At 42.1% G+C, this 13,285-nt stretch carries 13 protein-coding genes; 6 read left to right on the top strand and 7 right to left on the bottom strand.

Annotated elements, in window-relative coordinates; translation table 11 throughout:
- Window positions 1-165: 165 nt before the first annotated feature.
- Window positions 166-1,098: a hypothetical protein gene (locus JMX89_RS10995; RefSeq protein ID WP_201531036.1), complete on the bottom strand. Its 933-nt coding sequence runs from the start codon at window positions 1,096-1,098 to the stop codon at window positions 166-168.
- A gap of 99 nt (window positions 1,099-1,197) precedes the next feature.
- On the opposite strand from JMX89_RS10995, the gene JMX89_RS11000 reads away from it, so the two are divergent.
- Window positions 1,198-2,490 (top strand): PD-(D/E)XK nuclease family protein, encoded by a 1,293-nt coding sequence (locus JMX89_RS11000; protein WP_201531038.1) that lies wholly within the window; start codon window positions 1,198-1,200, stop codon window positions 2,488-2,490.
- Window positions 2,491-2,722: 232 nt separating this feature from the next.
- Here JMX89_RS11000 and JMX89_RS11005 read toward each other — a convergent pair whose 3' ends face one another.
- A complete protein-coding gene (locus tag JMX89_RS11005; RefSeq protein ID WP_201531040.1) occupies window positions 2,723-3,004 on the bottom strand; it encodes a DUF503 domain-containing protein in 282 nt (93 codons plus the stop codon).
- Window positions 3,005-3,167: 163 nt separating this feature from the next.
- On the opposite strand from JMX89_RS11005, the gene JMX89_RS11010 reads away from it, so the two are divergent.
- From JMX89_RS11010 to gorA, 3 genes are all read left to right on the top strand, one after another.
- Window positions 3,168-3,974, top strand: coding sequence for a threonine/serine ThrE exporter family protein (locus JMX89_RS11010; RefSeq protein WP_201531042.1), 807 nt, complete (start codon window positions 3,168-3,170; stop codon window positions 3,972-3,974).
- Between the two features lies 1 nt (window position 3,975).
- On the top strand, window positions 3,976-4,428 hold the full coding sequence (locus tag JMX89_RS11015) for a threonine/serine exporter family protein (RefSeq protein ID WP_201531044.1): 453 nt from the start codon (window positions 3,976-3,978) through the stop codon (window positions 4,426-4,428).
- Between the two features lie 82 nt (window positions 4,429-4,510).
- Entirely contained in the window at window positions 4,511-5,866 is a 1,356-nt protein-coding gene (gene gorA / locus JMX89_RS11020) for a glutathione-disulfide reductase (RefSeq protein WP_201531046.1), read from the top strand.
- 135 nt (window positions 5,867-6,001) lie between these two features.
- On the opposite strand, the gene JMX89_RS11025 is transcribed toward gorA, so the two are convergent.
- Window positions 6,002-6,370, bottom strand: coding sequence for a hypothetical protein (locus tag JMX89_RS11025; protein WP_227673078.1), 369 nt, complete (start codon window positions 6,368-6,370; stop codon window positions 6,002-6,004).
- A 74-nt stretch (window positions 6,371-6,444) separates the two neighbouring features.
- Between JMX89_RS11025 and JMX89_RS11030 the strand changes: the two genes are divergently transcribed.
- A complete protein-coding gene (locus JMX89_RS11030) occupies window positions 6,445-6,684 on the top strand; it encodes a hypothetical protein (RefSeq protein ID WP_227673079.1) in 240 nt (79 codons plus the stop codon).
- A gap of 20 nt (window positions 6,685-6,704) precedes the next feature.
- Here JMX89_RS11030 and JMX89_RS11035 read toward each other — a convergent pair whose 3' ends face one another.
- Together JMX89_RS11035 and JMX89_RS11040 are read right to left on the bottom strand one after the other, a co-directional pair.
- Window positions 6,705-7,343, bottom strand: coding sequence for a GNAT family N-acetyltransferase (locus tag JMX89_RS11035; protein ID WP_201531048.1), 639 nt, complete (start codon window positions 7,341-7,343; stop codon window positions 6,705-6,707).
- A gap of 233 nt (window positions 7,344-7,576) precedes the next feature.
- Complete coding sequence (locus JMX89_RS11040) at window positions 7,577-9,217, bottom strand: FAD-dependent oxidoreductase (protein WP_201531050.1); 1,641 nt, start codon at window positions 9,215-9,217, stop codon at window positions 7,577-7,579.
- Between the two features lie 171 nt (window positions 9,218-9,388).
- Between JMX89_RS11040 and truD the strand changes: the two genes are divergently transcribed.
- Window positions 9,389-10,558 (top strand): tRNA pseudouridine(13) synthase TruD, encoded by a 1,170-nt coding sequence (gene truD, locus JMX89_RS11045; protein WP_181209735.1) that lies wholly within the window; start codon window positions 9,389-9,391, stop codon window positions 10,556-10,558.
- A 51-nt stretch (window positions 10,559-10,609) separates the two neighbouring features.
- On the opposite strand, the gene JMX89_RS11050 is transcribed toward truD, so the two are convergent.
- Both JMX89_RS11050 and JMX89_RS11055 read right to left on the bottom strand, forming a co-directional pair.
- Window positions 10,610-12,130, bottom strand: a complete 1,521-nt coding sequence (locus JMX89_RS11050) for a sensor domain-containing diguanylate cyclase (RefSeq protein ID WP_181209734.1) — start codon at window positions 12,128-12,130, stop codon at window positions 10,610-10,612.
- Window positions 12,131-12,296: 166 nt separating this feature from the next.
- Entirely contained in the window at window positions 12,297-13,178 is an 882-nt protein-coding gene (locus JMX89_RS11055; protein ID WP_049751816.1) for a PHP domain-containing protein, read from the bottom strand.
- Between the last annotated feature and the right edge of the window lie 107 nt (window positions 13,179-13,285).

Below are 13,285 nucleotides of genomic sequence, written 5' to 3' on the forward strand. Positions count from 1 at the left end.
GTGCGCTTAACCTTTACAGTGTCTAACTTGTCCATGAATAAGCTCCTTTTTCGTAAACTTATTTCAGGACGGGACAAATTATTAATAAAAGGCTACTCTTTACGGAGTGGCCTTTTTTGTTGTCTGAAACTTGGTTGTCGTACTTAATCTACTCTATACTGCTAATTATCCATCTTCACAATGCCTACTTACTACGACATTGACACTTATTATGCTTGGGTCTTCAAAAATAGCTAAATCTTGAGTAAGCTTCATAGTTGTCGTACAAAAAATAGCAAAGTCATCCTCTACAGCCTCGGTTACTTCACATGTTTGTTCTAAGCTAGGGGGTCTACTAGCACTCATTACACAGATTATATCTTTGATGTCAGTCAGATTAATTCCAGCTTTATTTAACCCTTCTAAATAATTACTCTTGAAATTAGCTTTGTTATCTTCGCTTGCATAAATTGTTGGAAGTATATTTAGTAGTCTATTGCCGCTGAATACATGTTTCCAATCATTAAAGTCATAGCCAATCATAGAGTCATCCTGCCTATAAACGCTACAAACTGTAGTTACAATTGAATCTATAAAGGAATAATAAAAGTTATAACTCTCAATGCTCATATCGTTTACAAAATCATTTTTTGCTTGTGATGTGATGAAAGGTATAGCAAAAGTAGGAATAGATGACAGTGTGCTCACCTTATCTGTTAAAGCATTTTCGGGTTTGGTCTTGAAACTACTTATTTCATCTATGGTTGAAGGAAAGACTGCAAAAGTCAGTGCTGATATAGTAGCTATTTCTTCTTGAAAGACACGTAAACCATCAAAGCCAGCCTCCTTTTCAACTAAAAAAACTATGACTTTCTGACTTTTGAGTTGCTGATCTCTATCGACTTCGGTCATATTCTTTAAATCATCTAAACTAACTATTTTAAAATCTGAATCATGGATACCGAGTTTTAAATATCTATTAGAGGCTTTATTGAACCTATCTTTACCAATATTTTGCGCTACCTTCTTAGTTATTTGACCTGTTGTGACGAGCATAAATCCTTCAGGTTCTTTGTAAGTAGGAATATCACTCATTGTATATTTAGAAGTACTGCTCATAGTAACGAACTCTTTTCATGTTTTGGAAAGTATGGATATATGTGTTAGTTTGATAAACTTAATTTGAGAATTTAAATTAAAATCACTAGGAAAATGGTTATGCTCAACAATAATTTTAAACAAAATTTTTCAAATTTACAGAATAAGGAACAAGCCTCTCTAAAGAATCACAATGATACAAAACAAGATTTTAATATATTTACAATCTTGCGTAAGACAGGCGAAGAAGTTGGTTTGCACTCTCGTTTCCTTGCCGAATTACTCAATAGAAATGCTAGTCATAAAATAGCAGACTTTCAACAATTATTCATTGAAACCGTATTAAATAATGCCATAGCAACACAAGAATGGAATCGAGAAAAATTAAGCCCTAAAGATGACTACAGTTGTGAAATTGAATATAGTTTTCGTAATTCAGATCATGGTAGAGCGGATATCATTCTCAAAAACAAAAACAACGTTATTGTTATCGAAAACAAGATTTATGCTTTTGATCAAAAAGGTCAACTGGCTAAATATTATAAAGCTTGCCAAGAATTGGGCTATGACTATAAAAATATTTACATAGTATATTTAAATCGTTTTGGGGATGATGTGTCGCCCTATGGACAGGGAGATATTAGTAATGAAGACTATGGCGTGATTAGCTATAAAGAAGATGTTTTTAACTTTTTAAAACTCTGTAAGGCAAAGGTAGTAGATTATCCGCATATAGAACAGACTATTGAGCAGTACATCAATACCGTTGCTAGAATTACAGGTCAAACAAGGAATGCAAAAATGAAACAAGAGTATGTAGACTTTCTGGCAAATGACAATAACTTTAAAACAGCTCACAACCTTAGCCAGAACTTTGAAACGTTTCAACAGCATATTCAGAATGAGATCTGGAATAGTTTATTGGCTTATTTTAGCGAGAAAAATATAGAGTTTACTTTTTGTGATAATCAGCTTTTACCTTATAGCCAAGAAAAAGCAGTAAAGCAGTACTTCTCAGGTGGTGGTACGAAAGGCAAAGCTAAGACGTACGGACTTTGCTATAGAATAACCGAAAAAGATAACGTAGGAGTTTATTGTTATATTGAGTTAAATCACCGTTTATATTACAGCATTACGCTAACAAATGAAGAGGATGCACGTCTGCCAAAGTGTCCGATCAGTATGAAAAACTTTAAAATAAGGGTTGAAGCATTGCGTGGGAACTGGAAATATCCTGATAAAACGAAAAATTTAGGTGGGCAACTTTACCCGCAACGCCCAGTCAATTTCAAAAACCCCAACGATAATTTTTTCGATATTATCAATGAGAAGAGTCGCGAAGAGTGGGTGGCCGAAACAGCTGATGATATTATTCAGCTAATCAATGATGTGAAGAATATCGATGTCCAGTAAGTGTGACGCTGTCTTGTTAAACATTATCGTGTTTAATTATAAATAGTCGCCTTGAGGCGCTGTTTAGCCCCGATTGTAGCGGTTATCCTTGGTTGACCACTAGATAGCGGTGACTTAGCTAGGAGTGGTATCGAGGCAACAGGCACGCTACTGGCTATTAGTCACTGCTCTAGTGGGCAACCAAGATATGAGCGGAAAGCGGGATTGGCTCCCAGTAATAAAAGAGCTCTAACTAAACAAACTCCCTCTCAACATTCATCACTCTTGCATCTACTGTCCGCTCTAGCTTCTCCTCAATTTGACTGCATTGCGACTCAACCTCACGTTTAGACAGCCCGACTATCACAAACGTCCACTCGCTGGCATCATGCCGATCACGCTCGCCGCTCTCACATACCGCGACGCTTGGCGTACTGCCAAAGCGCGCATGCAATCCGCCCATGCGTTGGCGTTTTTCTTTTAACGAGCTACAGCCGGGTAGCGCAAAAGTCAGGGTTAAGATAGCGATATGCATTTTATTCTCCTTGCGACAGTGGTTTACGCTTTATAATAGTAGCAAATAAGCACGGCAAGTTATGCTATCGTTACCTTGCCGTATCGATAGCCTATAACCGCTCACACTATTTATAGTTATAGCATTCATAAAAATCATAATAGCCAATATGCGTATCTAATCAATGACCTCTATCAGCTACGTACAGCAACAGCACATTACTCGACTATGCGTGCGCTGCGGACTACTCCTTATGCAATATGGTGCTGAGTCTGCCGTGGTGGTGGACTTATCCAAACGCTTAGGGCTTGCCTTGGGCATGAACAGTGTAGAATGTTCGCTGAATTTTAATGCCATTACCTTGACCACTATCTGCGATGAGCGCTGTATCACCACCACCAGAGATACAATCAATCAGAGCATTAATGTCAATTTATTGGTACAAATCCAGCAAATTGTCAATAAAACCGAAGCCGCCACAGATAATGATAATGACAAACTGAAGCCTGCGCTGACTGAACGCGCCACCCTTGCCTTTGATGAATTAGATAAGACCGTTTACCCGACGTGGCTAGTGGCTGTGTTTGTTGGCGCATCTTGTGCTGCATTTGCTTATCTAAACGGCGGCAGTTGGTCAATTACCGCCGTAACCTTTATCGCGGGTATGGTGGCGATGCTCACTCGTATCTACCTGTCCAAGCACCATTTTAATCCCTTTATAGCGGTCATCGTGACCGCTTTTATTGCCTCTTTAATTGGGTCGACTACCTATTACTTTGATATTGGTAATAATGCCGATATTGCCGTTGCCTCAAGCGTGCTCTTACTGGTGCCAAGCTTCCCGTTAATCAATTCTTTCTCAGATATCCTAAAAGGCTATGTCAATATTGGGATTGGACGTGCCGTTTTTACCTATATGCTGACTTTGTCCGCGTGCGTTGGTATCGTAATGGCGCTGGGCTTACTTCGCATACAGCACTGGGGGTTTTGACATGTGGTTCATTGAAACCGTGGTGCTGTCGTGTATCATCACCCTTGGTTGGACGCTGATGTTTAGCGTTCCCAAACGTTATATTTTGCCTTGTTTGCTGATGACCGCGTTTGGATTCGGGCTAAAGACGGCTCTCGTTTATGAACATGTACATATCGTGGTTGCCAGCTTTTTTGGGGCGATGCTTGCCAGCTTTTTGGGGGTGTATTTTTCTAAAAAGTACACCCTACCGCCCAAAGCATTAATTTCGCCAAGTGTCATCTGTATGATGCCAGGTATCGCTGCTTATAAAGCAATGGTCAGTATGGTACAGATTGGCTATTTTGGCTTTTCCGACGAGTTATTTAGCCAAATGATGGTGTATTTGTTTGAAGCGTTATTTGTAACTTCAGGATTGGTGCTGGGCTTGTCCATTCCTGGACTATTATTCTATAGACGTCGTCCCATCGTATAGATGGTGGACTGTTTTTAGCTAGGCACTGTTTTCAATTAACGTGCCAAATTACATTAATAACCCCTTAATAAAGAGACTCAATATGACCAAACACTATGACTATATCGCCATTGGTGGCGGTAGCGGCGGTATTGCCTCAATCAACCGCGCAGCAAGCTATGGTAAAAAATGCGCCATTATCGAAGCCAACCAATTGGGCGGCACCTGCGTGAACTTGGGCTGCGTACCCAAAAAAGTGATGTGGTATGGCGCACAAGTTGCTGGAGCCATTCATAAGTATGCGCCAGATTATGGCTTTGACGTTGAGCTAAAAGGCTTTGACTTTCAAAAACTGGTACAGAGCCGTCAACAATATATTCAAAACATTCATCGCGCTTATGACAATAACTTGGCAAAAAACGGTGTTGAAGTGATAAAAGGCTTTGCCAAATTTGTTGATAATCATACCGTAGAAGTGAATGGCGAGCTTATTACCGCTGACCATATGTTGATTGCTACAGGCGGTCATCCTATCAAGCCAAATATCAAAGGCGCAAAACATGGCATCGATTCTGATGGTTTTTTTGCCTTGAATCATTTGCCAAAACGGGTCGCTATCGTTGGAGCGGGATATATCGCCGTTGAGATCGCTGGTGTGATGAATAGTCTCGGCGCTGAGGTACACTTGTATGTCCGTCAGCACTCGCCGCTGCGCTCGTTTGATCACACCATTGTGGAGACTTTGCTGATAGAGATGGAGCAAGACGGCATTCAATTGCATACTAATACCACGCTCACCGAAGTTGTTAAAAATGACGATGGTAGCCTGACTTTGTGTACCACAGATGGTGCTCTTGATACCGTAGACTGCTTGATTTGGGCGATCGGTCGCGCGCCTTCTACTGACGGTATTAATTTACAAGTGACGGGCGTTGCGACTACCGATAGCGGCAAAATTAAAGTCGATAAGTTCCAAAACACTAATGTCGACGGTATCTATGCGGTAGGCGATATTATCGAAAACAGTGTTGATTTGACACCAGTGGCTATCGCAGCAGGTCGTCGCTTGTCAGAGCGCTTATTTAATAACAAACCTGATGAGCATCTAAACTATGAGCTGATACCGACAGTTATCTTTACCCACCCTCCTATTGGCACCATTGGTTTGTCTGAAATCGATGCCGTAAATCAATTTGGTAAAGACAATATCAAATGCTATACCTCCACCTTTACGGATATGTATAGTGCGGTGACTCAGCATCGCCAAAAGTCTACGATGAAGCTGATATGTTTAGGCGAGGAAGAAAAAGTCATTGGCTTGCACGGTATCGGCTTTGGCGTGGATGAGATGATTCAAGGCTTTGCGGTAGCGATCAAAATGGGCGCAACCAAAGCTGACTTTGATAATACCGTTGCCATTCATCCAACTGGCTCAGAAGAGTTTGTGACGATGCGTTAGCAATGGACTAGGTAATATTAGTAATAGTCTTATCTATTATATAAAAAGGATACCGTTTGGGTATCCTTTTTATTATCAGCAACCAATAGAAGTGCTTATTTATTAGCCCTTATTTATTAAAAAGTATCAAAGCCTCTAATTACCCAATACCCACTTATCATTGACTAGATAAACTTTAAATCCCGTCTTGTTGGTTTGGCTATTACCCGCTATCGTTTGGGTGACATCAGCGCTACAGAGATAGGCATTTTCACCATCAATGGCATCGCAGTCGATATTCTCAATGCGCTCAAGCTTTGGCATCATGGTCTCCATCATGCCGCTCATGGCTTTTGCCATCTTATCATTGCCTGCGTTAGCCTTTGCGTCCTCTACTATCTTGGTAGTTTGCTCATATTGCGCTTCGATCAGCCCTTCAACCGTATTTTCAGGAGGCGCATTAGAACACGCGGTAAAAAACGGCGTGAATACCATAATGAATACCGATTTTTTGAAATTTCTCACGTCGTCGTCCTGATATGTTTATAAAATTTAAGGTGCGGATAAGTCAGACAGTACAATCGGGATGCTGCTATGATGTGCTTAATAATGATGGTTGCGAGATACTCATGTGGCAGGCGTATTTTTTTATATTACCGATTGGGCTTGGCATTTTAACCTTGGTTGTCAGTTTGATATTTTTATTTGCCTATATCACCTCTAATGACAATGCCACACGCTTACCAGCATTTAACTGGTTTAAGCGCTTAATTGTGGTGGCATTTTTACTGCTGAGTATAGGACTGTTTATGACTTTCAAATACTTTTGGGGTCGATAATATTAGCCTTTACATATTTTTTAACTGACTGGTTTTTCTAATTCTAATAATTCCAAATCCTGACGCTTTGGCTCGCCATTATTACCATCATTTGGAAACGGCATTTTATTGCCATTTAGCTGATAACCGCGGCGCTGATAATAAGACAATAGCTCAGGACGATGGCTTAAAATAGACATGGTCAAACGAGCCTGTTTTTTATCAGAAGCTTGCTCACCTGGTTGTAGATGACGACCTGCAAATGTCTCAGCTGCTTGCAAAATCACATTACCAACGCCCTGCCCTTGTAGCTCAGGATGGACGGCAAACATGCCGATATAGGCTTTTTTATCACCAGCAGCATTAACTTGCATATCTACTCCGATACATCCTAACAGCTCACCCGTTTCTTCTCCATCACGCTCACCTGTTATGGTTTTTGGATAAACGAAAAGATAATGTTTTGGATTGGCGATGGTACTAGCCAGCTCATCTTGAGTGATACGAATACCACCGATTAAGTCTGCTTCGTTGGTCCAGCCTTCTGTCTGCCGATAACAACGATTCAATAGCTGCTCAAGTGCGTCGATATCACTAGCTTCTGCTTGACGTAAGAAAACGCTGTCTTTATTGGCATTGTCGTTATTAATATTGTCGTTATTAGTTTGGTTTTCATTCATATTATTTTGTCCTTTTATTATCCGTATATTCAGTTCATTACAAAAAGCTCATAAAGAAGCTGATAGAAATTTTTGCCGCCTCTGTCTGCGGAGGCACAGCACGCAAGAAAATTTCTATCTGCCTCATGTATTGATAAAATACGTGAGATTTTTATGTGATATCTATCCTAGATTAAAAAGCTGACCTAAATAAATAGCTCAGCTTTAATAGTAATATTTATCCGTTTTCATTACTAGCGCGATAACGCCTGCGCTTGCTCGATGATATCAAACCCTGCGTTAATCTGTGCCCGCGTTGGTGCATGACCTTGGCGTAATAACTCAGAGAATGCTACCAGCTCTTTATCACGTCCAAGCGAGCTTGCTGCACTGGCACGCGTGTTTTCATCCTCGTCATCGAAGTAGTATTCTATATAGTTAAAACTATCTGCTGAACCCATTAGAATGCCATGATCTGGCGTCGCAGCATGTCCACTATAACGCAAACTTTTGCCATATTGCATCGTCCAAAAGAAAGGGATACGCTCCTGAAGCGATTTGACGTTATCGTCCTTTAATATCGCGGCTGCCGTCACCATGCCATGTTGCAATGCAACCCGCCAGTGCTCAATACGCATACGCCCCAGTTGACTGGGCGCTTTGGCAATATCCCCCAACGCATAGACGTCATCGCGCAGTTGTAAATGCTCATCGACTTGTACGCCATCTGGATGATTTGTATTCTGTAATAACTCGATACGCGGTGCGACACCTGTTCCTAAAATGACGATATCAGCATCGATTTGCTCACCATTGGCTAATTTGACGCCAGACACTTGTGAGAAGTTATCTTCGTTATTGTCAGTAGTATTTTTCGCTGCAGTGATTTCAGAGACACTGGCATCAAACACGAACTCAACACCATTTTCTTTGTGCAATTTAATCAGCGCATTGCTAACCGTTTCGGAGACGATATTGCCCATCACGCGATGGTCTTGACCGATAACAGTAATAGAAGCAGTAGTACCCGATTGCGCCAATGCTGACGCAACTTCCATACCGATAAAGCCCGTACCGACGATGACTACACGCTGATCATGACTGGCGGCTTTGATTAATTTGGCATCATCCATACTACGCAAGGTATAGACACCATCAAGCGTTGCCCCTTTAATAGGTGGAATCTTGGGCTCAGCGCCAGTTGCCACAACTAAAAATTCCGCTGTTAGCTTGTTGCTATCACCCTTTTCATCTGTCATTACAATGCTACGCTCATTGAGCAACACTTCACTGACCGTTTGGTTTAAGCGCAGTTCAATATCATGTTTACTCGCCCAATCTGTACCGCCCAGTAATAGCTTTTCTTCTGGCATATTACTGGCCAAAAAAGCCTTGGATAATAAAGGACGATTATAAGGGGCTTTGTCCTCGGCACTCACCAAGGTAATCTTGCCGCCGTAGCCAGTATTGCGCAACTGATGGGCAGTCATAAAACCTGCACCGCCGCCGCCAACGATAATAGTATGAGTATCAGTCAGCTTATCATTTTCAACCTGCTTATCTATCTTGGCTGAGGTATCAACCGTTAGGCTGTCGCCATTATCTATGATTTGATATTGAGTCAAGCCTGTTGTCGCGATTGGCTCCAGTAATGCGCCGTCGCTGCTATCAAAAGTTGCATGATGCCAAGGACAAATAACGCGATTACCACAACGCAAACCTGTACCCAAATCTGCTCCAGCATGCGGACATTTGCCATCAAAAGCACGAAACGTGCTGTCGTCACGGGTAATTAAAATGATACTATCGTCATCTTGCTTGTACGATTTCATGCCGCCGCTGACAATATCAGCTTTGTTTATAGTGACTGTATTTATAGTAGCTGCCTTACTCATAAGTCATCCTTAACGGTTATAATGGTTCCTGTTTAAAGCGTGTCGAGACTTATCGATAGTAGCAAGCCTCCTTCACTTATGCTGTTCTTTTGTATATTGACCACGTTGCAAAACGTAATGACTGCTTTTTTAATTCCTATTAATGTTCTATAAAACGTAAAAGACTATCTTATGACTGTTCAAGACCATGATATTACCGCTGCTACTGATACTGCCAATTTACCGCAGCCTAGGCAGCAGCCGTTAAAACAAGTCACTTATAAAGCTCATAACACAGATTTTATTGTCAATGAATTACTACCATTAGAGTTCACCGGTGAAGGTGAGCATTTGTGGTTACATATCCAAAAGTCTGGGATAAATACTGCTTATCTTGCAAAACTGTTGTCCGAATGGGCGGATATTCCCTTACGGGATGTCGGTTTCTCAGGGCTTAAAGACCGTCATGCGCTAACAACGCAGTGGTTTAGCTTGCGCATACCAAAGAAGCAATTACCAGACTCTGAGTTTGCGCCCGTAGATATCGGTGCTAATGAGTCAATCACTATCCTTGAGCAGCAGTGGCACAATAAAAAGCTCAATCGCGGCACGCACCGCGCCAATCAATTTATTATTACCTTGCGTGATATTGAATTTGTAGGCTTTGATACACCATCATCTGAACAGCTATTGTCTGCCAAGCAAGCCGTCGAGCAGCACTTAATGATTATTAGTCAAAGTGGCGTGCCCAATTATTTTGGGCCGCAGCGCTTTGGTCGCAGTGGCAACAATATTAGAGAGGCATTGTCATTGTTTGCGCGTCCTGTACCTGAGGCCTGTCCGCCGTCTAATAAAGGCAAACGTAAACGCGTGCCTCGTGAGCAAAATACCATGGAGCTGTCGGCGGCACGCAGTTTGATATTTAATGAGATATTGGCAGCACGTGTCCGTGATGGCAGTTGGAACCACGGACTTGCAGGCGAAGTATTTAATCTAGATGGCTCAGGCTCGATATTCGCAAGCGACGAGATAGACGATACCTTACGAGCCCGTCTTGAATCAGGCGATATCCATCCGACCGCCGTGCTGTGGGGCACAGGTAATGAGAAGGTCAGCGGCAAAGCGGCAGCCATGGAAACTGATATCGTAGCGCATAGTCCATTGTTAACACAGCTAGCCACAGGTCTAGAGCAGCGTGATATCAAGGCGCAAAGGCGAGCACTGCGATTACCTATTGAAGCATTAAGTTGGGAATGGCAGGATACAGAAGGTGGTCAGATAATGATCTTAAACTTTACTTTGACGACCGGTAGCTTTGCGACCAGCGTATTAGCAAGTTTGGTACAAGCATTAAATACCTAGATATTATCTATGTCATAACCGGTTAAGGACCTAAAAGGTTAAAGTACTGATTTATTTGCTAGCGGTATAAAATGAGATAACCGTGCTATTTTCTGCTGCTAGTACTTCGTTGGCACTAACGACTTGATTACGTCCGCGATCCTTGGCTTCGTATAGTGCTTTATCAGCGATACAAATCAAGCGCTGGCAAATGTCGATGGGTAATTGCGCCTTCGCGATTTCTGTGGCGACTCGTTTTCTTCTGTGAGCAATTCTTCGTTGCGAGCTGTTTTGTATTGGGCTACTTTTTTGCAACCCTTTAACAGATGAACGATCTTTTTTTGAATTATTTGGCGACTGTACATTCTCTTTTGCCTCATCAGCCCTATATTCACTTTGAATATGAATACGCTCAGCATGCGTCAAGGTATAAACCCCTAAACTTGCCGTAACATTAAAATCTGTATGGTTGTCGCCACTGATGACTTGCTCAGCAATATCTCGTCGCAGCTGTTTAGCAATCGTCATGACGCTATCATGCGAGGTATCTGGGAGCACGATTAAAAACTCTTCTCCACCATACCGACTCACAATCGCCTCTTCTGTCAATGAATTCAATAAGGTTTGTGCAACCTCAGACAATACTTGATCGCCAACATCATGACCATAATTGTCATTAATGTTTTTGAACCAATCTAAGTCTAATAATATAATACTGAAATCCTGCTGATCTCCCATTGCCAAAAGCGCCTGCTGCATTTGCGTTAAGCCATAACGGCGACTTTTCAGCTGAGTCAATTCGTCATGATTGGCATATTGCATAATCTCAGCTTTACTGTTATCCAATATCAACAACAGCGTACGAAACATATAGATGATAAAAATCGCTTTTGGCAGCGACATATAAATATGCGTGCTGCGCCAAAAAAACGCGGAAGAAAAACGCAGTTGATTAAACGTATCCCAGCTAAGTGTCCCATTTTGAAATATGGACGCAGAGATGGCATTTTCGATAGCCGTGGTCTCGCTATAGGTCAAATAGTTATAGCTATCCAAGGGAAAAGAGGTCGCTGTCATTTGTTGTAGGTTAGGAATCGTAAAGCCGAAATAGGGAATTAATGTAGCCGAAAAAATCAGCATACTATGAGCCAAAAAAGCCTTCCATACATAACGTCGCCGTATAAGCATCATACCCAGCATCGCCCCGCCCACCAGCGACACCCCAGCCACCAAGCTGCTATGCCCCATTACCAAAATAACCACCGCAATATAAGTACTATAAAGCGTGGTTAATACCGCTTGCCACGTATGTAGCGAGCCGTGACCGGTTTTGATAGGCGATGAGCGACTGATCATCCATAAAAAGAAGAGTCCGAGCAGCGTAATGCCAATCCATAAAGGATACAACAGCGCCATGTCAACATAGGAGCCATAGGTCTCTCTACGAGACCAAACATACAAGCACCAGATCCAATGTAAGGTAATTTCCATCAACACAAACAATGCTAGCAGCAACGCTCTATCAGCAGCCTGCCACTCAAAAATGACTCGCGAGAGTTTTCTATAGCCTAGATGAGATATCGAAAAAGCCATAATGGGCTACCGAAAACAATGAAAGTGATTGAGTTAAAACCAGAGCAATCCATCCGGTGTCATGATTGATACTAAATCTGAACTTATCATTGAGTGTGGCAATTTTTGATCTATTTATCAATCCGTTTAATTGATTCATCGGTCAATAAGTGCAGCTGTTTTCTATTTAAGATAAAGCCGCAAAAGATTGCCAGATACCTTGCTGTTCGGGATGCATGTTGGGGACATCGCCCAAGCGTCGCCATGGCATATTGCTCCCATGAAAGTCACTACCTATCGATGCAGCAAGCTTGTGCTCAGCAATACTACGGTCAACCATTTTACGCGTACTGACAGGCTCGCTATTGGCAGGTAACTCACAAGCATCACCACCAAGCTGCGCAAATTCTTCGATAAGCTTACGGACGCGCGTCGCTGACAGCTGATACCTCGTTGGATGTGCCAACACCGCTTTGCCACCACATTCCTGTATCAGCTCAATGCCGCGCTGCATTGTCAGCGCCTCGATCGCCACATAAGCAGGTTTATTGTCTGCCAAATACTTATCAAAGGCTTTTTGTACCGTCTTTACTTCACCACGTTCAAATAACACTTGTCCGATATGGGCGCGCCCAACTGCTTGCGGGTTGCCACTAGCTTTAGCAAGAACAGCTTGCCACAGCTCATCATAATCGATACCAAGCAGCTTACTGAGTTTTTCTGTAATACGTTGACCACGAGTCGCGCGGCTGTCTTGCAACTGTTGTAGGGTGGCGTGCATTTTCTCGCGGTCGGTAAAATCAAGACCAAGTACATGAATAATTTTATTGGTAGATTTATTTTTACCGTAGCCGCCGCTCAAAGTATGCTCACAGCTGATTTCTACGCCATTGATTAGTTGTATATTGCAAGCTTCCGCCGCGGCGCGTGCCTCATCGATACCTAGCAAGGTATCATGATCGGTTAAGGCCAATACATTAATGCCAGCCGTATGGGCGCGCTGTACCACTTCTGCCGGCGCATAAGTGCCATCAGAGCAGGTACTATGACAATGTAAATCGATTTTCATAAAGCAAGCCTTAGAGTTTTGAATATTCTTGAGTAAAATAAGGTTAAAATTGTCAAAGCAGCTCATATCAGAGGATTATAGTGTTGATTGCTTTTTTTTGACGCAGT

Origin of the sequence: Psychrobacter sp. DD43, assembly GCF_904846555.1 — a bacterium.
In the GTDB taxonomy this organism is placed as follows: Bacteria; Pseudomonadota; Gammaproteobacteria; order Pseudomonadales; family Moraxellaceae; genus Psychrobacter; species Psychrobacter cryohalolentis.